This window comes from Labilithrix luteola, assembly GCF_001263205.1.
In the GTDB taxonomy this organism is placed as follows: Bacteria; Myxococcota_A; Polyangia; order Polyangiales; family Polyangiaceae; genus Labilithrix; species Labilithrix luteola.
Genome location: NZ_CP012333.1, coordinates 496,317 through 516,132 on the forward strand (window position 1 = coordinate 496,317; position 19,816 = coordinate 516,132).

19 protein-coding genes are annotated in these 19,816 nt (G+C 66.0%); 6 read left to right on the forward strand and 13 right to left on the reverse strand.

All coding sequences use genetic code 11. The annotated features are described in order from the left end of the window. The first annotated feature begins 18 nt into the window (after window positions 1–18). Complete coding sequence (locus tag AKJ09_RS55995) at window positions 19–207, forward strand: hypothetical protein (protein WP_420814272.1); 189 nt, start codon at window positions 19–21, stop codon at window positions 205–207. Then, window positions 204–2,066 carry an IgGFc-binding protein gene (locus AKJ09_RS02340; RefSeq protein WP_146645541.1) on the forward strand — a complete coding sequence of 621 codons (1,863 nt, stop codon included), beginning with the start codon at window positions 204–206 and terminating at the stop codon, window positions 2,064–2,066. The genes AKJ09_RS55995 and AKJ09_RS02340 overlap by 4 nt, the downstream gene beginning before the upstream one ends. A 54-nt stretch (window positions 2,067–2,120) precedes the next feature. Here AKJ09_RS02340 and AKJ09_RS02345 read toward each other — a convergent pair whose 3' ends face one another. The 10 genes from AKJ09_RS02345 to AKJ09_RS52605 all read right to left on the reverse strand — a co-directional run bounded on the left by AKJ09_RS02345 (window position 2,121) and on the right by AKJ09_RS52605 (window position 14,166). Next, window positions 2,121–3,017 carry a hypothetical protein gene (locus AKJ09_RS02345; RefSeq protein WP_146645542.1) on the reverse strand — a complete coding sequence of 299 codons (897 nt, stop codon included), beginning with the start codon at window positions 3,015–3,017 and terminating at the stop codon, window positions 2,121–2,123. A 195-nt stretch (window positions 3,018–3,212) separates the two neighbouring features. Beyond that, the gene (locus tag AKJ09_RS02350; protein ID WP_146645543.1) at window positions 3,213–4,691 is read right to left on the reverse strand and encodes a protein adenylyltransferase SelO; all 1,479 of its coding nucleotides are present in this window, start codon (window positions 4,689–4,691) and stop codon (window positions 3,213–3,215) included. Between the two features lie 38 nt (window positions 4,692–4,729). Continuing rightward, a complete protein-coding gene (locus tag AKJ09_RS02355) occupies window positions 4,730–6,568 on the reverse strand; it encodes an IgGFc-binding protein (RefSeq protein ID WP_146645544.1) in 1,839 nt (612 codons plus the stop codon). 19 nt (window positions 6,569–6,587) lie between these two features. Beyond that, window positions 6,588–7,910, reverse strand: a complete 1,323-nt coding sequence (locus AKJ09_RS02360; protein WP_146645545.1) for an RCC1 domain-containing protein — start codon at window positions 7,908–7,910, stop codon at window positions 6,588–6,590. A gap of 11 nt (window positions 7,911–7,921) precedes the next feature. Continuing rightward, window positions 7,922–9,214, reverse strand: coding sequence for a hypothetical protein (locus AKJ09_RS02365; RefSeq protein ID WP_146645546.1), 1,293 nt, complete (start codon window positions 9,212–9,214; stop codon window positions 7,922–7,924). After that, window positions 9,211–10,461 (reverse strand): beta propeller repeat protein, encoded by a 1,251-nt coding sequence (locus AKJ09_RS02370; protein ID WP_146645547.1) that lies wholly within the window; start codon window positions 10,459–10,461, stop codon window positions 9,211–9,213. Before AKJ09_RS02370 ends, AKJ09_RS02365 begins: the two co-directional genes overlap by 4 nt. After that, the gene (locus tag AKJ09_RS02375) at window positions 10,461–11,714 is read right to left on the reverse strand and encodes a hypothetical protein (RefSeq protein ID WP_146645548.1); all 1,254 of its coding nucleotides are present in this window, start codon (window positions 11,712–11,714) and stop codon (window positions 10,461–10,463) included. The genes AKJ09_RS02370 and AKJ09_RS02375 overlap by 1 nt, the downstream gene beginning before the upstream one ends. Before the next feature lie 57 nt (window positions 11,715–11,771). Next, window positions 11,772–12,500 (reverse strand): outer membrane protein assembly factor BamD, encoded by a 729-nt coding sequence (locus tag AKJ09_RS02380; RefSeq protein WP_146645549.1) that lies wholly within the window; start codon window positions 12,498–12,500, stop codon window positions 11,772–11,774. Beyond that, window positions 12,497–13,102, reverse strand: coding sequence for an RNA polymerase sigma factor (locus AKJ09_RS52600; protein WP_338035024.1), 606 nt, complete (start codon window positions 13,100–13,102; stop codon window positions 12,497–12,499). The genes AKJ09_RS02380 and AKJ09_RS52600 overlap by 4 nt, the downstream gene beginning before the upstream one ends. Further along, window positions 13,099–14,166 (reverse strand): hypothetical protein, encoded by a 1,068-nt coding sequence (locus tag AKJ09_RS52605; RefSeq protein ID WP_169927187.1) that lies wholly within the window; start codon window positions 14,164–14,166, stop codon window positions 13,099–13,101. The genes AKJ09_RS52600 and AKJ09_RS52605 overlap by 4 nt, the downstream gene beginning before the upstream one ends. A 97-nt stretch (window positions 14,167–14,263) precedes the next feature. Here AKJ09_RS52605 and AKJ09_RS02390 point away from each other — a divergent pair, with 97 nt between their 5' ends. Then, window positions 14,264–15,043 carry an enoyl-CoA hydratase-related protein gene (locus AKJ09_RS02390; protein WP_146645551.1) on the forward strand — a complete coding sequence of 260 codons (780 nt, stop codon included), beginning with the start codon at window positions 14,264–14,266 and terminating at the stop codon, window positions 15,041–15,043. A gap of 11 nt (window positions 15,044–15,054) precedes the next feature. Here AKJ09_RS02390 and AKJ09_RS02395 read toward each other — a convergent pair whose 3' ends face one another. Then, complete coding sequence (locus AKJ09_RS02395; protein WP_146645552.1) at window positions 15,055–15,933, reverse strand: hypothetical protein; 879 nt, start codon at window positions 15,931–15,933, stop codon at window positions 15,055–15,057. Window positions 15,934–16,112: 179 nt separating this feature from the next. On the opposite strand from AKJ09_RS02395, the gene AKJ09_RS02400 reads away from it, so the two are divergent. The 3 genes from AKJ09_RS02400 to AKJ09_RS02410 are packed head-to-tail and all read left to right on the forward strand — an operon-like array spanning window position 16,113 to window position 18,321. Next, window positions 16,113–17,225: a hypothetical protein gene (locus tag AKJ09_RS02400; protein WP_146645553.1), complete on the forward strand. Its 1,113-nt coding sequence runs from the start codon at window positions 16,113–16,115 to the stop codon at window positions 17,223–17,225. Next, window positions 17,222–17,827 (forward strand): hypothetical protein, encoded by a 606-nt coding sequence (locus tag AKJ09_RS02405; RefSeq protein WP_146645554.1) that lies wholly within the window; start codon window positions 17,222–17,224, stop codon window positions 17,825–17,827. The genes AKJ09_RS02400 and AKJ09_RS02405 overlap by 4 nt, the downstream gene beginning before the upstream one ends. Continuing rightward, entirely contained in the window at window positions 17,809–18,321 is a 513-nt protein-coding gene (locus AKJ09_RS02410; RefSeq protein WP_146645555.1) for a hypothetical protein, read from the forward strand. Before AKJ09_RS02405 ends, AKJ09_RS02410 begins: the two co-directional genes overlap by 19 nt. Here AKJ09_RS02410 and AKJ09_RS02415 read toward each other — a convergent pair. Both AKJ09_RS02415 and AKJ09_RS02420 read right to left on the reverse strand, forming a co-directional pair. Next, the gene (locus tag AKJ09_RS02415) at window positions 18,261–19,205 is read right to left on the reverse strand and encodes an outer membrane protein assembly factor BamD (RefSeq protein WP_146645556.1); all 945 of its coding nucleotides are present in this window, start codon (window positions 19,203–19,205) and stop codon (window positions 18,261–18,263) included. The two genes, AKJ09_RS02410 and AKJ09_RS02415, sit on opposite strands and share 61 nt — an antisense overlap. A 64-nt stretch (window positions 19,206–19,269) precedes the next feature. Next, complete coding sequence (locus AKJ09_RS02420; RefSeq protein ID WP_146645557.1) at window positions 19,270–19,578, reverse strand: hypothetical protein; 309 nt, start codon at window positions 19,576–19,578, stop codon at window positions 19,270–19,272. Window positions 19,579–19,816 lie beyond the last annotated feature (238 nt).

A 19,816-nucleotide genomic window follows, 5' to 3' on the forward strand; every position in this document is an offset into this window, starting at 1 on the left:
GGCGACACGCAATTGTCGATGATCTTCACCGAAGCGAAGGCGCTCGAAGGCCATGTGGTTCAGATCGCGGCGACCGACAATTCGAAATGCGCGCTCTTGAAGACAGGTGATGTGAAGTGCTGGGGCAGCAACACGCGCGGCGAGCTGGGACAAGGCACGACCGACTCCGATCCGCACCCCGTACCGCTTACGGTGAAGTTGCCATGAAACGAAACTCGGTACGCAGGGCCGCCCCCCTCGTCTTCCTCGGTCTCCTGGCGCTCGCGTTCCACGGCCAAGGCTGCGGCGGAGACCGAGGTAGTTTTGGCGAGGCACCGCCGCTCTTGATCGCCGGCGACGGTGGCGAAGGTGGCGTCGACATCGATGCATCCTGCACCAGCAGTCTCTATTGCTCACGCGATCTGAAGACTGTCTATCGAGGATGCGGCGGCGGCCAAACGGGCGAGATCGTCGAAACCTGCGAGGCCGGTAAGGGTTGCGGTGACGGACACTGTGTCGATGCGTGCTTGGCGGCCGAGGTCTCCAAGGGCTCGACCGGGTGCGCATTCTACGCCGTCGCGCCGGACGACCTCGTCGGTGCTTGCTACGCCGCACTCGTCGCAAACACCTGGGATCAACCGGCCACGCTCACGGGCGAATGGGACGGCAAACCCCTCGATATCAGCCAGTCCATCTATGACGTGAAGAAGAACGCCGACGGAACGGAGACGTATACACGCATCGACGGCCCGCTGGCGCCGGGTCAGATGGGGGTCGTCTTCCTGGCCCAATCGTCTGTCGATACGCAGACCCCTTGCCCGGCAGGCGTGAAGAGCGCTCTCGACGGGCCGGTGACGAAGAAGGGAACATCCATCAATCGCGGATTCCGAATTGCCTCCAGTGTCCCCGTCAGCGCCTATGCCATCTTCCCGTACGGCGGCGCTCGAGGGCATTACCCGACAGCCACACTGCTCTTGCCCATCTCGTCGTGGGAGACGAGCTACGTCGCCGTGAGCCCGACGCGCGTCGAGGTCGCGGACTGGGAGCCAACCCGAGAGGGCTCCGAAGGCACGGACATGATCAAGATGGCCGGACCTCGGTATGTGCAAATCGTCGCGGCCGAGAACGACACGACGGTTTCGATGAAGCCCATTGCCGATGTTGCCGATGGCCAAGGTGTCGTGGGCGTCGCGGCGGGCCGTACGAAGTCATGGACGCTGCAGCGAGGCCAGGTCCTCCAGCTCGCGCAGAACGATGACCTGACGGGCACCATCGTGAACGCCGACAAGCCCGTCGGTCTCTTCGGCGGCGCCTATTGCTCCTTCGTGCCCTCGACATGGTGGGCTTGCGATCTCATGCAACAGCAGATTCCTCCGCCCTCGCAATGGGGACACGAATACGCGGTCGCTCCGTTCCGCCCTCGCTGGAGCCTCGACGCGAAGGACGACGTGCACTCGAGGCCAGAGAGTGCCTTCTACACCGTCGTCGGGGCGGTGGACGGCACGACGCTCACGTACGACCCTTCGCCTCCCGGCTTCGCGCCGACTACGCTCGCGGCAGGGCAACGAGCGACGTTCGAGACGAGCACGGTCTTCACCGTGCGCTCCCAAGACGAACAGCACCCGTTCTTCGTCGGCTCCTTCATGCCGAGCGCGGACTATCGCGGCGGACACACGGGTGCGGTGCCTGGCGATCCCGAGTTCGTCAACGTGGTTGCGACGGATCAGTACCTGGACCGCTACGTCTTCTTCACCGACTTCACGTTTGCCCAGACGACGCTGACCGTCGTACGTCGAAAGACAGCGAGCGGCTTTGCACCGGTGAACCTCGATTGCGCCGGGGAGATCTCGGATTTCCGCCCCATCGGCACGTCCGGCGAATACGAGTACGCGTGGCTGCTCCTCACGTCGTCGTATATCGGCCAGTCGTTCGGCGCCAGCACGTGTGGCTACGGTCGCCACGAGATCACGAGCAGCGGGCCGTTCGAGGTGACCGTCTGGGGCACCGATTACTACGCTAGCTACGGTTACCCGGGCGGAACGGGGCTGCGTCCCATCAGCCCCGTCAAGCCAAGCGTCGTGAACTGAGGCGGGCTCCCGGGCGCCGAACGATCGGCGCCCGGGAGCCTTCACGCGTGCCGTCTACTTGCAGGTGCCGTTGTCGCAGTTGCCGTTCGGACCGCAATCCTTGTCGCGAACGCATTGCACGCAGGTGCGAACGTCGTGCTGCGTATCGCAGAGCGGGGTCGGCGCCGCGCAATCGGTATCGGACAAACAGGCAACGCAGCGGCCCCGCGGTCCGCAGACCTTCGTCGAGGTCCCCGCGCAGTCTGCATTGGTCAAACATTGAACGCACGACGACGTCCCGGCGTTGCACTTCGACGCGGTTGCCGGGCACTGGCTGTCGTTGGTACAGCCCGCGCGGCACTTGAAATCTTCGGGGTCGCAAATCGGAGCGGACGTCCCGCAGTCGGCGTTCGAAGTGCACTGGACGCAGGTGTGCTTCGACGCGAGGCATCGAGGCGCCGTGGCCCCGCAATCGGTGTTGGACTCGCACTGCACGCACTTCTGCGAGGTCGGATCGCAAAGCGGTGCCGTCGCCGGGCAGTCAGTATTCGTATTGCAGCCGACGCACGTGCCATTGGCCGTGTTGCAGAGTTGCGCGTTCTTCGGACAGTCCGCGTTGGTCTTGCACGCAACGTGGCATTGCCGGTCGCCTGGGAAGCACGCCGGCGCGGCCGCCCCACAATCCGTGTTCGAGCGACAGCCACCACACCTCCCGCTGACGCAGAGAGGTGCCGAGGCTGGGCACTGGCTATCGGCCGTGCATTCGACGCATCCGAGCGTCGCATCGCACTGCTGGTTCCCACATTGGTTGGTGCCGTTGACGCCACACAGAGCGCTCCCGCCGCCCGGTCCGCCCTTCGCGCCGGTCGTGTTCTCGCTCGACGAATCGTCCGAGCTTCCACACGCCACGACGATGGCGGCCGTCAGAACCACGAACGACAATCCCCTCAAGCTCAAGTCAACGCTTCGCATGCATCCTCCTCGGTCGGCTGACGCGCGAGCGTCGCCTTCGCTTCTCAGAAGGAGGCTAACCGAGGAACGAGCGAACGACGCCGCGCCACCCCAATTTCGGTGTGCGCCCGTGGGCCTGACTGCGTCACCTGCTCGCCCTCACCCCGACAAAGCGAGTGACCTGGTCGCCTTCGGGGCCACCCTGGTCAGCCGAGTTCACGTTCCGCAGAACGTTCGCTCGACGCGCTCTTCCGGCAGCGGAGGCTCACGAAGCGACTCGAATTCCGGCTGATCGTCGAACGGCCGCGCCAGCACGCGCACCAGCGTCTCGAACGGCGCGAAGTCGTCGCGCTCGACGGCAGCACGAATCATTTCTTCGACGCGGTGGTTACGCGGAATGAACGCCGGATTCACTTGGCGCATGGCCTCGGCACGCGCGACGGGTTCGGCGACTTCTTTGGCGAGTCTCTGCCGCCAGCGCTCGGCCCATTCGAGGAACGCGCCCGGGTCCGCGAACATCCTGCCGATGCGCGCGTCGGCATCGGACGATTGCGCCGAGTCGCACAGCCTCCGGAAGAAGAGCGTGTAGTCGACGGAGCTCGCAGCCATTCGTTCGAGCAGATCGGAGGCGAGCTGCATGTCGCCCTCTTCTTCCCGAACCAGACCGAGCTTCGCCCGCAGCACACGCGCGTGCGCCTGCTCGAACAGCGCGACGAAGCCGTTGAGCCGTTCGGTTGCGAGCTCCACGGCCTTCTCTTCTTCTTCGGCGAGCAGGGGGAGAATCGCTTCGGCGAGGCGCGTCAGGTTCCATTGCGCGATGCGCGGCTGATTCGCGAACGCGTATCGACCTCCGCGATCGATCGAGCTGAACTTCTTCCGCGGATCGTATTCGTCGAGAAACGCACACGGTCCGTAGTCGATAGTCTCGCCGGAGATGGATGTATTGTCCGTGTTCATCACGCCGTGGATGAACCCCACGCCGAGCCAGCGCGCCACGAGCTCCGCCTGGGCGCGAATGACGCGTTCGAGCAACGCGAGCGCATCGTTCCCGGTGCCGGCTTGCTCCGGATAGTGCCTCGCCAGGGCGTACGACGTCAGCGTCTCGAGCGCCTTGCGATCGTCACGCGCCGCGAAGAACTCGAACGTGCCCACGCGGAGGTGGCTCGAGGCGACGCGCGTGAGCACCGCGCCTGGCAACATCACCTCGCGCGCAACGTGCTCTCCGGTGACGACGGCCGCGAGCGCGCGGGTCGTGGGGATACCGAGCGCCGCCATCGCCTCGCTCACCACGTACTCGCGCAAGACGGGGCCCAGCGCCGCTCGCCCATCGCCTCCTCGCGAGAACGGCGTGCGCCCTGCCCCCTTGAGCTGGATGTCGCGGCGAACACCGTCTTTGCCGATGACCTCGCCGAGGAGGATGGCTCGACCGTCGCCGAGCTGGGGAACGAAGTGACCGAACTGATGACCGGCGTAGGCCAGCGCGACGGGCTCGGCTCCTTCGGGAACGGCATTGCCCGAGAGCCACGCCACGCCTTCCGGGCTCGCCAACCGATCGGCATCGATGCCGAGGAGCTCGGCAAGGCCGCGGTTGACCTTGACGAGCTTCGGGGCCTGCACGCTCGTGGGGGCGATGCGTGCGTGGAAATGACCAGGCAGCCGAGCGTACGAGTTGTCGAAGGAGAAGGCGTTCGTCACACGCCTCTCTTAGCACCGAGCCCCCGAAATGGCGGCGGTCAGTGAATGCCGACGTCGACCGTCGTGAGCGGGCGACTCCCCTGGCCGCCCGCATAGCCGTAGCTTGCGCAGTAGCCGGTGCCCCAGACCGAGAGCGTGAACGGGCCGTCGCTCTTGGCCTCGTGACGCCCGGCCCGACACGTCCCGCTCGCCGCCGCGAAGCCCTTGGTCAGGTCGACCCATGCGAACTCGTATTCGCCCTTCGAACCGAGGGGCTGGAAGTTCTTGATTTCGCCCACGCAGTCGAGCTCGACAGGCAAGAACGCACCGTTCGTCTTTCGTCGCACGACGGTCAGCGTCGTGTCCGGGAACGTGAAGTCGGCGAAGAAGACGTAGTGGTCGAGGTACTGGTCCGTGGGAACCACGTTGACGAAGTCCGGATCACCGTTGGTCACGCCGACGCCGTTCGGTCCGGTGAGGTACTGGGCGCCCGTCATCATCACCGAGGCGTAGATCGGGTGGTCGGCGTCTTGACTGCGAACGACGACGGTCTGGTCCGTCAAGAAGCTCACGACCTCCCCCGCCTGGAGCGTGTCCGGGGCCGCGGCCGGCTTCTGGGGATCGTACGTCAGCACCGTGCCGGAGACGGCACCGACGAGGCGATAGGGAACGTTCTCGCGCTGGTCGACCTGCGGCGTCGAGAGCCGACCGTGATAGGGCACGAGCGCATATTCGTTCCCCCACTGCGAAATAGGCGGGATTTGCTGCTGGAGATCGTCGCACGCCTGGATGTCGTTGTCCGGGACGTACGTGCAGCGAGAGCCGCCGAAGAGCCCAATCGGCTTGTCCGCTTCGATGGGGCTGCCGGTGAGCTCGACGGGTTGCGTGATCTGCAGAACCTGACCGCGCGACAACTTCCAGCTCACGACCTGGCCCGCGGCGGCGCCTTTGACGTCGCCCGTATCGGGGATGTCCGCGGTGGGCTTCATGCGAATGGTGGTGTCGTCGGAGGCCGCGACGATCTGCAACGTCGGATAGCCGAGGAGGGTCGCCCCCGAGCGTCGCGCGGGCCACCCGTTGATCGCCATGTAGCGCTCGTCCCACGCCGAGGTCGGGAGCAGCAGGGTCGCCGTGGGATAGAACGTATCCGCGCCGCCATACGGATAAATCGAATAGGCGCTCACGGGGGCGTCGGTCGTGATCGAAAACGCCTTCGTGATCGTCGTACCGTGGCCGATCGGATCGGCGTTCAGAGCTCCGACGACGCCCTCGGGGCAGCGCGAGAAATCCTGGACCCAACCGAGCTTCGGCGGTGCCGGACGGATCTCGGAGAGGAACACGAGGGCGACCTGTCCGGGCGGGAGCGGGCCGTCGAGCTTCGTATAGGTGGTGACGGAGCCCGCTTGCTCGGCGGTGAAGATGGATTGGGAGAGATCGAGAGTATCGGTGCCGTAATGGGCAGTCACCGTCACCGGACGATCCCACGTGTTGGCGACCATCGCCGCGAAGCAAGAGCCCGCGGTGTGTCCCGGCTCGTCGGGAGGCAGCGTCCAGAAGGAGCAACCCGCCGAGCCCTTGGACACCTCCGCCGCGGTGCAGGCATCGACGCACGCCCCGTTCGCGCAGCCCTCGTCGGGGCCACACTCGCGAATCACTTCGCCCGAGCATCCGTCGACGACCTTCTTGAGATCGCGCGAGCATCGAAGCCCCTCGCACGAGGGAATTGCGTCCGGCGCTGCCGCCTCGACGGGAAGCAGCGCAGCGTCCGACTCTTCGGCGAACGTGCGATCCGAGCTGCCGCACGCGGCCGAACCGAGCACGAGCGCCGCGACGGAGCCGAGCGCCGCCACGAAGATGCGCAAAGCGGGACGAGTCGGCTTCGGCGATTGGTGATTCACGGCGCTCCTCCTCGATTTCCTATTCGAACGAAACCCGGACTGCCGACGCGTGTCGGTCGGTGTCCGTGGTGCCCTGACCGAGCTGCCCCCAATCGTTGGCACCCCAGCACTGCACGGATCCTCCCTGTTCGAGGACGCACACGCTCGAGTCGCCGGACGCGACTGACACGGCATGACCGGTGAACCCCTTGGCTTCGACGAGCAACCAGGAAGCCGCGGCCCCGGCATCCGCCTCGCCCGTGCCGAGCATGCCGTTCGTATCGCTTCCGCACCCCTGGATCGTTCCGTCACTCATGCGGACGAACGTGTTCTGTCCACTGACGGAGACCTGCTGCGCGTGCGCGAAGCCGTGCGTTCGAATCTCGAGCGGACTGAGAATGGCGTCGGCCACGCCCGAGCAGGACTGAAGTCCGTTCTGTCCCCAGCAGTAGAGGCGACCGTCCGCCACCATGCAGACATGCGACCCGTTTCCTACGCCGTTGCCGACGTTGACGAAACCGGGGAGCGGAAGGGGAATGGGCCCGGGATACGTGACCATGGCCGTGCCTGAACCCCAGGTGAGGAGCTCGCCTTGCTCGGTCACTGCGAAGGCGACGCCGATACCGCCGAACGCATTGACGACCTTGGCTCCGCCGAGGTTGACCTGCCCCGGCCCGACCACGTACTCGGTCACGTCCGGACGACCGAGCGTGTCCGTCCTGCTGCCCCACGACCAGAGCTCTCCCGAATCCTTGATGGCCAATACGGTATCCCCACCAACGATCCGAACGTGCGCGACGTTCGATATCGGAATCGTCGTCGGACCGTGTGGAGCGAAGTCGGTCGAAGGCGGGTCGAGGACGATGGCCCCCTGAAAGTTACCGCCGAAGCACTTCACGCTACCTTCGCCGAACCGTGCGCACGTGGTGTTGCCCTGCGCGGACAGCTCGGCGACGTTCGACAGCTTCATGTCGAGCGGGCTGTTCTGGGAGGCGTGCCAGTTGCCGCCCGCGTCGTAGTCGCCCATTTGAGGAGCGGCCGCTCCCCAGCAGCGGACGGTATGGTCGGAGAGCAGCGCGCAGTAGTGGGCGCCGCCAGCGACGAGCTGCACGACGCACGGCGTGGCCGCACACTGCACAGGCTCGGACGCGGCGTCGAAATGCGGGGCCGCGTCCGTGATCGCGGCGTCCGCATCGGGGGCCGGGCCCGCTTCTGGAGGGAGACTCGGCCCCGCATCGGGCGCAGGTGAGCCGTCCGCTTCGAAGTTTTCCCGCGTTTGATCGCTGCTGCTGCACGCGAAGACGCCGAGCGCGCCGAGCAGAGGCGCGGCGCCAAGAACGAACCATCGGAGAGGGCGTTTCATGACGGAGTTCCTCACGGCTTGTCCTTGCCCGACTTGTGGAGTGCGAGGCCGTCGCCGCCGAGCCAGATATCGTTGTTCGACGTTCCGGCGATCGTCCAGAACGTCCCCGTCACCGGGATCTCCGTGACCGTGATGCGCACGACCGAGTGTTTGGTGCCATCCCAGTGCCGAACGATGCCGTTCTCGCCGGCGATGTAGACGTCGTTCGGACTCGTGCCCCAAACGGCGCCGAGTAAGCGTGTGTACGAACACGAGTGGTTGCAGACCATGTCGTACGGCGTCCAGTCGAACACGCCTGAGCCGTCCGTTCTGGCCTTGCCTTGGAATTGACTGTCGGCATAGACGCCGGCGCCGAGGAGCCACACGTCGTTCGCGGTGACGGAAGTGCCTCCGGCGAACCTGGTTCCGTCGAAGCCGGAGGGATACCCGAAATTAGGTATTCCGGTATTCGTGAATCCGACTCCTCCGTTACCGTCGGGGCCGCGATGGTAGACCTTGCCTTGGCCGGCGCCGAACATGTCGGTGTAGTCGGTACCGCCAATCCAGACGTCGTTCGCGCTCGTGCCCCAAACCTTCGTCCACGAGATCCCGGTCGTGGTCGTAATCGGGTCGACCGACCAGCCGTCGCCACCGTCGGTGACGGGTCCCGCATAGTGCAAGACCTTGCCGGGCTCCTTCTGTCCCCAATAAATTTCTCCGAACAAGAACGAGTCACCCGCCCCCACCGCCCAGATGTCGTTCGGGCCGCTTCCCCAGATGGAGTTGATGGGCCGTGTCTGGACGACTTGCCAGGTGATGGTCGACGGTGAGGTGCCAGTCCCGTGGAAGATCCCCTCGTCGCCGCCCATCCAGAGGTCGGTCGGGCCGCTCGCCCAGATGGTGTTCAGCCGCTTCTGCGCGGTGTATTCGGTATGCCAGCTCGCGCCATCCCAGCGGAGCAGCACCGCGCCGGGCTTGCCCATGATCCAGGCCACGGCCCAGACCGAATCGCCGACGATCCACATCCCCCGAACCGAGTAATTCGAGGGAATGTCCGTGTGACAGAATCCGTCGTACGAGCAGATGCGCGGGGCGGCGTCTTGCTCGCCCGCATCGCGATCGTTCGAGGCGTCGGCGATACCGCCGTCCGCCCCGGCGTCGTCCTTCGTCCCGGGCAAAACCACGTCGCTCTGGTTGGCGTCTGCGCCAGCATCGGCGCCATCCACCGCCGCGCCGTCCTCGTTGTTGTTGGCGCAGGCCGCCCCCGCGGCGGCGACCACGACGAGCGTGGCCCAAAGCCATCGATGGAGAATTGCCGATCTCATCGTGCGCCCTCTTTCTTCGCTGCCGTCGTCGGCGGAGGCTTCGGCCCCGTGTAGTGCAACGCAATGCCGCCTTGGCCCACGATCCAGACGTCGTTCGCCGAGCTGCCCCATACACCGCTCAAGCGGGGCTTCGCACCGACAGGCAACACCGCCGTCGCCTTCTTCAAGCTCGTTCCGTCCCAATGGAGGATCGTTCCGCTGTCACCCACGATCCAGACGTCGTTCGCCGCGCTACCCCAGATGGCTCGAAGCGTCTCGGTTGTGGGCGACTCGACCGGCAACAGATGGCCGCTCCCATCGTTCGTGAAACGACGAATCGTTCCTCCCTCGCCCACGAACCAGACGTCGTTCGCCGAGCTTCCCCAAACCGCACGGAGCGCCGCGGTCGTGAGGGAAATGGGGCTCTGCCACTGGGCGACCGTACCGCCATCGGCCACCGAGGTGGTGGCGTGTCGAACCGTCCCGATGCTGGTCACCGCCCAGATGTCCGAAGCGCTCGCCCCCCAGACACCATTGACGTTGAAACAGCGCACGCCCGGCGACTCGCAGTTCACTCCCACCGTCTCCCATTCGGAAGGCGGATAATCCGGGTCCTCGACGACAGGCGCGTGATGTCTCCACATCGCGTTCCGTTGGTTTTGGTCGGTGCCGACGAACACCTCGCCGTTCGCGCCCCAAAGGCTGTTGACCAGCGTTCCCGAGAAGTTCATCGGGTCCTCCCAGAGGACGGGGCCCACGCGCGTGAAGGTGGTGGAACTCCCCTGAACTCCGGTCGTACGGAGAATCACGTCGAACGCAGCGCCGATCCAAACGTCCGTCGCGGAGCTTCCCCAGACCGTGTTGAACGTCTCTTTTCGTCCCGAGTCGACGCCGGTCCACGCGGTGCCGTTCCAGTGGACGATGGTTCCTCCGGAGCCAACCGCCCATACGTCATTGGCCGACGAGCCCCAGACGCTGGTGAGCGAATATCGGAGATCGACGTTCGTGGGGACGTCGCAGAAATCTGCTTCGCTACAGTCGAGCGGTTTCGTGGTGCAGTTTCCGGAGTCGGATTCGCATCCGGCGTCCGGTGAGCCGTCGCTGCTGGCGTCGAAGCCGGGCGTCGAGCTGTCGACATCGGGGACGACATCGACCTTGGCAGGGGCTGCGCTGTCGCTCGAGGTGGCGCAGCTGGCCATCGAGAGACCGAGCAGCAGCGAGGGAGTAGCGAGCGCCGAGGCGAGCAGAAGAGGTTTTGAAGTACGCATTAGAACACCGGCCCGGCGTCGCAATCCGTCGTTGCGCATTTGCCCTCGACGCACGGCTGGCCCGCTTGCGTGTCACATCGAGTGCCACACGCTCCGCAGTTTGCGCCGCTGATCTTGAGATTCGTCTCGCACCCCGTTTCGGGCCGCCCGTCGCAATCGCCCCACCCCTCTTCGCACGTGGCCTCGCAGACCCCCTTGTTGCAGGTGGCCGCCGTGTGATCGCCGTTGGGCTGGCAGGCGTGATTGCACGTTCCGCAGTTCTTCGGATCGTTGAGCAGGTCGTGACAGCTCACGCCTCCCCAATCGAGCGATCCGCACATCGTCTCGTTGGAATTCTGGCAGAGACACTCCGGAACGCGGTCCCCATCGCCGTCGTAGCAAATCTGCGCGGCGGTACACTTGTTCCCGCACGCTCCGCAGTTGTTCGGGTCGCGGGGATAGTTGATTCCGATATTGACCTCGCAGCCGTTGCTTCCCGGCCCTTTGTGGAGGTCACCGTCGCAATCCGCCCACTGGTCTCCGAATCCTCCCATGCAGCGGAGCTCTCCGCATTTCCCGCTCACGCAGCCGTATTCGGCATGCGGAGGGGGCGCGGCAGCATCGGCCGGATACTCGCAACCGATACCGCAGCCGCCACAATTGTTGTTGTCGCTGTCGATGTTGTAGCAGCGACCGTCGGCGCACTCGGCTTGTCCCGGCCCGCACCCGCATTTGCCGGAATGGCAGCCCACGCCCGGCGCGCAGGCGTTTCCGCACGCGCCGCAGTTGTTCGGATCATCCGACGTCCTGATCTCGCAGCCGTCGTCGACGATTCCGTTGCAGTCTGCATACGAATCGTATCCACCGAGCTTGGGCTCGATTGTGCAAATGGGGCGACACTGCCCCTCGATGCAGGACGACGACAGGTGAAAGACGCCGAACGACTGGGGACACGCGTTGCCACACGCACCGCAGTTGTTGTTGTCGTTCGTGAGATGGATCCCGCACGCATACGGGCTATCGCACGTCGCATATCCGCTCGGACACTCCGTCGAGATGCAGAGCCCGGCATGGGGAACCGACGCATTGGCATCGGCGCTCGCGTCCCCATCGGCGGGTTGCGTGAACGACGGGCCGGGCGACGCATCGACATCCGCGTCGGGACGCGTGCCGACGTCGAGCGAATTCTCGGCGCAGCCGCCGAGCTGGAGCGTCGTCACGACGCTGGTGAGAACGGTCAGAACGAGGATCGGACGATAGGCACGAAGGGACATGGGCACCTGGAGCAGCGCAGGAGAGAGCTCGGTCGGTGTGAGACCCGGCCAGGAAAATCAGTGACTCGTCGATGCCGCCGGCGCATCGTCGGCGACGGCACGGGCGACGGAGGGCAGGAGCAATCCGCTCGGGAATCGAGCGCGGAATCGATGCGCGTGTTCGCGCGCTTCGTCGATGCGCCCCGTCTCGACCAGCGCCTGGATGCGGAGGCTCTCGCTCTCCTGCACGAGCTGGCCAGTCGGGAATCGGGCAGCGTGTTCACGCAGGGCTTTGCCTGCACCGGCGTAGTCCTTCGCTGCGAGCTTCGCGCGTGCGGACTCGACGAGCGCGTACTCTTCGGAGAGGCCGCCGGCGGAAGGGGCCGGCTTCGAACGAGGCATCGACGTCGGCAGGTCGTGAACGCCGAACGTCGGAACCGCGCTCTCTTCGGCCGGGGCAGACTCCGAGGGCGGAGTCGAGATCGAAGGCGTCGAGGAATCGAAGGACGCCACGGGAGCGAGAGGCGCTTGCGGCGTCTTCACGTCGTTCGAGCGCTGCAGCGTCACGACGCCTGCCACGAGGCAGAGGGAGACGATGCCGAGCAGTGGCCCGCGTCCGAGGAAACGTTTGGCGAGGCCGGGCGAGGCTTCGCCGCCCGACCGGACGACGTCTTCCACGCGGGCGAGTACACGCGCGCTCGCGTCCTCCCCGTAGGCCGGGTCTTCCGCATCACGCACGCGAAGGTCGTCGAAGAGTGCGCTCAGCTCGGGGTCGAGCGGGCCAGGATTGGTGTCGGCGTCGTTCATCGGGAATCTCCGGCAGCGCGGAGTCTTTGGATGGCTTTGCGGAACTCCTCGCGAGCCCGCCGAAGCCGCGAGTAGACGGTGTTGACGGGAACCGAGAGGGTCTCGGAGATCTGGTTCGCGGAGAATTCTTCGAGGTCGTGCATGACGAAGACCGCACGCCGTTCGAGCTCGATCGAGTCGAGCGCAGTGAGGACGAGTCGTCGGCTTTGCTCGCGAGCAATGAGGTCGTCAGCGAGCGGGTCGCTGTCGGCGACCTCACGTTCGGGATCTTGTTGCACCTGCCGGCGATGCCGGGCGAGGCGCCGGTAGGCGGAGGCCGTGCGAAGACAGATGGCGAAGAGCCACAGCCGCGCGGGATCCGCCGGATCGTAACTGTCGAGCTTGCGATGAACGACGACGAAGACTTCCTGGGCGACGTCTTCGACGTCTCCTTCACGCACGCCGAGGCGCCGCAAGGTCACGCAGACGAAGCGGAAATGTTCGCGAAAGAGGGGCCGAAACTCGGCGAGCCGGGAGCCGTCGATACAAACACCTCGTAGGGGATGGCTTGCGTCCGCAACCACGGCGTTCTGGCAATGGCGGTACCTCTCCGGACCCGTCACAAAATCGACATGCGAACGCCGACGGATAAATAACCACCGACGACGGGCGTCTTCCAGAGAAGCTCGTCGCCGATCCGCAGCGCCTGACGGACGACCGGCGCCGTTCCGTCGAGCTGGACCACGAGGGCGAACGGGCGCGAAATCGGTAGCTCGAGCCCGACGCGAGCGCCGACCGCCACGTACGTCGACTCCGACGAACGACTGAGCAGTGGAGTCGTCCCTGCCGCTCGGAAGTCTCCGACCGTCACGGTCCCGCAGGCAAAGAGGCGCCCTGCATCGCCGAGGTGACCGCAGCCGGCGGCTGCCAGGAACACGAGCCACGCATTCGCGCCCCCTCCCCGCGACGACTCCGATCGCGCGGGCAAGAACCCGCCAGCCTCGAGCGTCGCCGACCAGTGCCCTCGTTTCAGCGAGGCACCGAAGAGCGTGCCTGGAGTCACGTCCGGGAGAAGGCCCCAGCCCAGCGCAAGCACCGCGTGCGTGCGAAGCTCGAGCTTGGTCGGCCGCCTCGCGGCTCCTCCGACGTTGCGGATCGGACGCACCGGCGAGGGCCCCGGTGGAACCTGCGGGGTCGAACTCGGCTCTTCGGGCACGAGCTCGGAAGGATGCGGTACGGTCGGGTTCGACTCGTCCGGTGGCGCTTCACGCGTGCGGGCGAGCTCGCGCGAATGTTGGATGGTGAGGCTCACGGCAAGGGCCGCTGCCGCCCCCAGCGTCGCGCACTCGTCCGGGCGGGCGAAGACCTCCTGATCGACGGCGTCCGGCTCGTTCGGATCGTGCAACTCGATGTGCGCACGCAGCCGTTCACCCTGCGCGGAGATGACCGTCGTGATGACGATCGCGCCGTCGTCGGCAAACGGATCGTCTGGCAGTCGCCTGAGAATCTCCTTGCGGAAAGCGCTCTCCGAGAGACACCCGCGAAGGCCCGGCTTCACTTCGTAAGAGAGTGCAACCCGTGGCGACGGTCGCTCCGCACTCGCGTCGGGCGCAGCAAGCCAGGCCCCGAGCGCGCAGAAAACCGCGCCGACCTGCCTCACGCGCGAACCGGCGCAACGTCTTTTCACGAGCCACGACACGAGCAGGCCAACGCTAACACGTCGTCACGACGGCAAGCGCATGCCGGGGGTTGTGTCGGCGGTCCGATGTGAGATCGTGCCGGCCATGTCCACATCGACCACGGATCTCGTTCTGACCGAACGTCACGGCAGCGCAGCCCTCGTGACCTTGAACCAGGGCTCGCGGCGAAACGTGCTCTCGGCTGGGCTCGTCGACGCGATCGGCGCGACCTACGACGCGCTCGAGGCCGATCCTAACGTCCAGGCTGTCGTGCTCACCGGCGCGGGACCGGCGTTCTGCGCGGGCGCCGAGCTGTCGGTGCTGCGCTCCGCCGCCGATGGCGACTTCGCGTCCGTCCGCCACGTGTACAACGGCTTCCTTCGCGTCCTGCGCTCACCGCTCCCGACCATCGCCGCCGTGAACGGTCCCGCCGTCGGCGCAGGTTTCAACCTGACGCTGGCCTGCGACGTTCGCCTCGCGGGGCGACGCGCCGTCTTCGACACGCGCTTTGCCAAGCTGCGGCTGCACCCCGGTGGCGGTCACGCCTGGCTTCTCGCGCGCGCCGTCGGTCAACAGCAGGCGATGCTTGCCACGGTCTTCGGCGAAGTCTGGGACGCCGAGCGCGCTCGCGAGGCCGGTCTCGTCGCCGCCGTGTATGACGACGAAAAGCTCATCGAAGCCGCCCTAGGCCTCGCGCGCAAACTCGATGGTCAGGAATCGATCTTCTCGCGCCGCCTCGTGGACACGGTGCGCCGCTCGCTCGACATGCCTACGCACGCCGAGGCCCTCGCCCACGAGACCGAAGCGCAGGAGTGGTCGACCACGCGCGCAGCCTTCCTCGAAGGCCTACGCGCGATCGAGCAGCAGGTGTCGAAGGGCAAGTAGCCCGCGCGAATTCAGCGATTCTCCGCGATGCCCGTACCGGTGCAGGCAATTTTCTCGACGAAACAGCCGTGGAGAGCCACGCAACCAAAGGTTGCCGGAAAATGACTACCGTTGAGCGTCAGGCTCGTCGCGTTGCCGCTTCCGACCGTGATCGTGCCATTGAAGCCGCCGTTCGGGACGAAAGGCATGTTCGAGGAAACATAGGATTCACTGGGCGGAGTTCCCGAAAGGACGAAAGCGTCGCCAAACATCCACCAGCTGTCGAACACCGTCGGAGCGTCGACATGGATGACACGCTTCGGCGGAACCGGCGGCGGTGGTTGGGGCGGGAGGTCCCCCTGCCCCTCGATTCCAACTCCGTGCTCTCCGTGATCGATCCAAAGCGGTACGTGCTCGATGCTGATGGTTACTTCGGGAGGTAGCACGCAATAGTTGCAGGCGTCGTTTGCCCCGGTGTGAGAACGCGTGAAGGTGCACGTCACGTCGGACGACGCGTCCGGGGGCACGTTCACATCACTTCCCGCATCCGACGGGCCACCATCGCTCGCGTCGCTGCCGCCATCCTCGGGCTGCGCGGCATCCGACGCGTCCGTCGTGGCGTCCGCGGCGTCCATCCCCGAATCCGCCGCTGCGTCATCGCCGGGGCACGACGCATCGACGACGTCGTCGGTGCTCGCATCCAACGGAGGACCGTCAGGGTCGACGTGAGCGTCGGGTTGGGCATCCCCGGGTGGCAGACTCGTGTCGGCTCCTCCGGCATCGGTCGGACATGCGGTTCCCGGCGAGCCGTTCGTCTCGCCGCCTTCCTGCCCATCCTTGCGCCCCTGCACCGTGATCGTCACTTGGGTGCACGCCGCGAGAGCCGCGAGTGCCCCCACGGCGACGGACATGCGCGCCATGCGATGGACGCGATGGACGCGATTGACTGTGGCCAGCCTCTTCGAATGCGCTCGAACGCCCATGCATCGATGGTGGCCGGTGGGTTCGCTTTTTGTTGCGTCGGTCGATTCGAGTTCCAACCGCCGTTTGCGCGGCGACCCGGGACGTGTAACACCTCACCACACACACCATGCGGAGCCGTCTTTTTCTGGGGTTCGTCACGTCGAGCATCCTCGCCTGCGTGGCTTGTGGTGCATATCCGTCGTCGCCGAGTCCTTCGTCGTCGCCTCGCGCTGCCGCCCCGAGCGAGGGCGAGGACAACCGCGAGGCGTCCGACGAGCCGTCGACGGACGTCCCCGGAGACCTCCCTGGACCGGATGCGGAAGTTCCGCCGCCGGGCGGTGATGCAGACCTTCACGTCGTGCTCCAGGGGCGGCCCATTCAGGCGTTCGCGATCGGTCCGACGCACGTGTTCACCCTCGAGAGCGACTACCAAACGCGACTCGTAGCCACCGCGAAGGCTCCGCCTCACGATGTGAAGGTCCTCGTCGAGGAAGACATCGTCGACGGTGTTCGCTTCGAGAGCGTCGGCGCGTCGCGGGGCCGGGCATTCGTCGTCGACACCTACGGAGCCGTCCGCAGCATGAAGGCCGACGGCAGCGACGCACGCGAGGAGCCCATCGTGGGCTCGTACACGCGTCTCCTCTCGGCACCGCAGACGCTCTGGCTTGCCCAGGTTCCCCAGTTCGTTGGGGACTATTTCGTCTTCGACTGGTATGGCGCGCAGCCAGCGCAGGTATCGGACAAGGATAGCCGCCTCTCTCCGGATAGCGTGGGTGACGTCGTCGTCGACGACGATGCTCTCGTCTATGGCACCGTCGGGACGACGAAGTCTCTCCGCCATTGGGCCCCTGCTGCCACCGGTCAGACGAAAGGCGACCGGCTGCTGGCAACGCTTCCCGAAACGCCCGGGTGTGTGGCTCTCGACGCGACGCGCGCCTATGTGCACTTGCCCGTGGCCAAGGAGGTTCGCGGCTACGATCGCGTGACGGGGAGCGCAACCACGATCCTCTCCGGCACAGCGTTCGAGAGCGCGCCGCTTCTCCGAAGCGATGGCCAGTCGCTCTACTTCTTGACGGAGAGCACGCTCCGGAAGTGTTCCCTCACGAACTGCGCGGCCACGCTGACGCCCATCGCCACGAACCTCGAGGCTGCGCGTGCGCTGGTCGTCGACGAGACCTACGCGTGGATCGTGATGGTGCCGAAAGGGAAAACCGGGGCGATCGTGCGAGTTTCGAAATGAAACGGGCCCTGTTCTCGCTGCTCGGCATCGCCGGCGCGGCGCTCGTGGGTGCTTGCGGCGCCATCATCGGCGTCGAGGAGCGCTATCCGGGAAAAGGCGACGCGTCCTCGGCGGAGAGCCCCAACGAGTCACCGGAGACGCCCAGCGAAACCGACCAAGACGGTGCGACGCCGTCGTCCGACGCCTCCACGGACCTTCACGCTCTCTCGCTGGGCCAGTTCGTCGACCCACGAATGACGATGAGCAACGACGAGCTCCTCGTCGACGAAATCGTCGATGGCCGCTCGAAGCTCACGCTCATCGAGAAAGCGGCGCCGACCAAGCCCAGAATCATCTACGACCAGCCGGCCGACGATCCCTCGACACGCATCAGCACGATCGGCATCGCCCGATCGGAGGTATGGTTCACGACCGTCGACGGCAAGCTCCATCACATGAGCCTCGCGGGAACCAATCCGCAGGTCGAAGGCGCCGCCTCCTCGTCGATCCTCGCGGCTTCCCCAAGACGCTCTGGACGGCCAGCCCCGACGACCTGTCGAACGCGCCCACGCTGCATTGGCGCGGGGATCCGCTTCTTTCCGACGTGCCCGAAGCGAGCATGAACCTCGATGGTCCTGCCATGTTCACGGGCGCAACGGACGACGAGCTAGCCCTCGCGTCTCGAACGACGAGCGGCCAGTGGACACTCCTCCGCTGGCGCCCCTTCGCGACGCAGCCCGTGCTCACGTTCGCGACCTTCGATGCCTACCCTTCGTGGGTGGCCTTCGATTCTCAGCGCGCCATCGTGTATTCGGAAGACGAAGGAACGATCGTCACCTGGCCCCGCGTCGACAAAGCCACGCCGAGCACCATCCTCACCAATGTTCCCTCGAGCTCGGCGACGGCACTCGCGAGCGACGGCACGAATCTCGTGATTCGCTCACAGACGGCACTCTCGACGTGTGCCATCGCCGATTGCGAGAACACGTTACGCCCGATTCAGACGCCGACCACCTTCACCAAGGCGCGCTATCTGTTCATCGACCAGAGTTGGGCCTACTTCTTCCACTCGAAGTCGGACAGCGGCCCGATGACGCTCGTGCGCGTGCCTCGCTGACTGGCCGGTTTCGTCGACGGTGTCGTCAACAAGAGGACGATGCCGCCGGCAAGAAGCACCGCACCACCGATCACCGAGATGGTGGCGGCGGTCGAAAGCGACGTGGCGCGCCGGCTCGCTTCCAGACCGCGCGGGTCGTTGCATTCGCCCGCCCCCGGACAGGACGAGTCGGCCGTGGATTCCGCCCCGATGGCGAGACCGCCGAGGATCGCCGACGCGGCCACCGCACCCGCGCCCACGCCCGTGAACGACCATCCGAGAATCCGTCGCGTCGTTCCCGTTCCACTCGTCGCATCGACGTGCGGCGATAGCTCGGTCGGGGTGAGCGCGGGGACGGCCAGCCGCTTGGTCTGCCCTTCCGCGAGGGAGAAAGACAACTTGTAAGCGTCATGGGCGGGAGCTTCCACGCGAAGCTCGTGATCGCCAGCGTCGATGGGAGCTCCACTCTCCCAGACGGCCTGCGGCAGCTCGACTCCATCCACCGTGGCCCGCGCATTCGCCGGTCGAACGGTGAACGCTATCGCCAGATGCGAGAGCCGTGGCTCGACCGCCGCGAGATGGGTTTCGGCAAAGGAGATTCGATCCGCTCGACCGTCCCGTCGCGCCGCGCCCAGCGCTTCGTGGTAGCGCGCCCAAGCCGTTGCCAGTCGGCCTGATCGCTCGTGGCAGAGCGCGAGGTTGAGCAGCGTCCCGCCGCCGGGGTCGAGGCGCTGGCTCTCCGACAGCAGCGCGCACGCCGAGATCAGGTCCCCACGATCCATGGCAGTCACGCCGCGCTGGAACAGCTCTTCGGCGACCGATGCCTCGTCTCCACGAGCCACCGCCGGAGACATCACTACCGCAGCGGTCAGGATCGCGCTTGCGAGCACACGGCGAACGAACACCGTGCGCATTGTACACCGCCGGTCCTCCGCATGGCGAACGAGAGCCGGTGCACCGACTCCTAGCCTAGGACCGCCCTCCGAGCAGCGTCAGGCAACGGGTTGCCAGCGCCTCGACGTGGGGTGAGACGATTCCGGTATCTCGCCATTCGACGACCAACGCATGCAGACGGCGGCAGTCGCCGACGGCGTCGTCCGGCGGTTCGCTGCCTTCCGAGCCACGCAACGCTTCGAGCGCCAAGATCAACGTGAGGAGATCGCCCGCCAACTCGGCAGCGTAAGTCCGGGGCGTATTCGACGATGCGAGGCGCGCGAGCAGCCGGGAGAGGGCATTCGTGCCTTCGGAAACGGAATTGGCTACTTCGGCTGCGTTCATCGGCCCCCCTTCTCCAAACCCACGTCAAGCGAGCGCTCACCTCGCGTGACGAGGGAGGTTCGACGCGCGCGGGCGCGAAAATCGCGCGCCACGCCTGACCTTGAACGTGTCGTGCGGGGGCGGTCCGTCAATACCCCCTAGGGGTAATGGAACGTCGCCCGCCGGCCATCGCGAGCGGCTCACGAATGGCGTGCGTCGACAGCACGTGCGGTCCGTTCGGCGCCTCGCTTTGTCGATG

What these genes read in the sequence shown, in the direction of transcription:
- AKJ09_RS02395 (WP_146645552.1), bottom strand. Translation starts at nt 15,933, where the DNA reads ATGTCCGTCGCCGTGGGGGCACTCGCGGCTCTCGCGGCGTGCACCCAA.
- AKJ09_RS02370 (WP_146645547.1), bottom strand. Translation starts at nt 10,461, where the DNA reads ATGCGTACTTCAAAACCTCTTCTGCTCGCCTCGGCGCTCGCTACTCCC.
- AKJ09_RS02390 (WP_146645551.1), top strand. Translation starts at nt 14,264, where the DNA reads ATGTCCACATCGACCACGGATCTCGTTCTGACCGAACGTCACGGCAGC.
- AKJ09_RS02400 (WP_146645553.1), top strand. Translation starts at nt 16,113, where the DNA reads ATGCGGAGCCGTCTTTTTCTGGGGTTCGTCACGTCGAGCATCCTCGCC.
- AKJ09_RS02345 (WP_146645542.1), bottom strand. Translation starts at nt 3,017, where the DNA reads ATGCGAAGCGTTGACTTGAGCTTGAGGGGATTGTCGTTCGTGGTTCTG.
- AKJ09_RS02420 (WP_146645557.1), bottom strand. Translation starts at nt 19,578, where the DNA reads ATGAACGCAGCCGAAGTAGCCAATTCCGTTTCCGAAGGCACGAATGCC.
- AKJ09_RS02375 (WP_146645548.1), bottom strand. Translation starts at nt 11,714, where the DNA reads ATGTCCCTTCGTGCCTATCGTCCGATCCTCGTTCTGACCGTTCTCACC.
- AKJ09_RS02360 (WP_146645545.1), bottom strand. Translation starts at nt 7,910, where the DNA reads ATGAAACGCCCTCTCCGATGGTTCGTTCTTGGCGCCGCGCCTCTGCTC.
- AKJ09_RS02380 (WP_146645549.1), bottom strand. Translation starts at nt 12,500, where the DNA reads ATGAACGACGCCGACACCAATCCTGGCCCGCTCGACCCCGAGCTGAGC.
- AKJ09_RS02405 (WP_146645554.1), top strand. Translation starts at nt 17,222, where the DNA reads ATGAAACGGGCCCTGTTCTCGCTGCTCGGCATCGCCGGCGCGGCGCTC.
- AKJ09_RS02365 (WP_146645546.1), bottom strand. Translation starts at nt 9,214, where the DNA reads ATGAGATCGGCAATTCTCCATCGATGGCTTTGGGCCACGCTCGTCGTG.
- AKJ09_RS02340 (WP_146645541.1), top strand. Translation starts at nt 204, where the DNA reads ATGAAACGAAACTCGGTACGCAGGGCCGCCCCCCTCGTCTTCCTCGGT.
- AKJ09_RS55995 (WP_420814272.1), top strand. Translation starts at nt 19, where the DNA reads ATGATCTTCACCGAAGCGAAGGCGCTCGAAGGCCATGTGGTTCAGATC.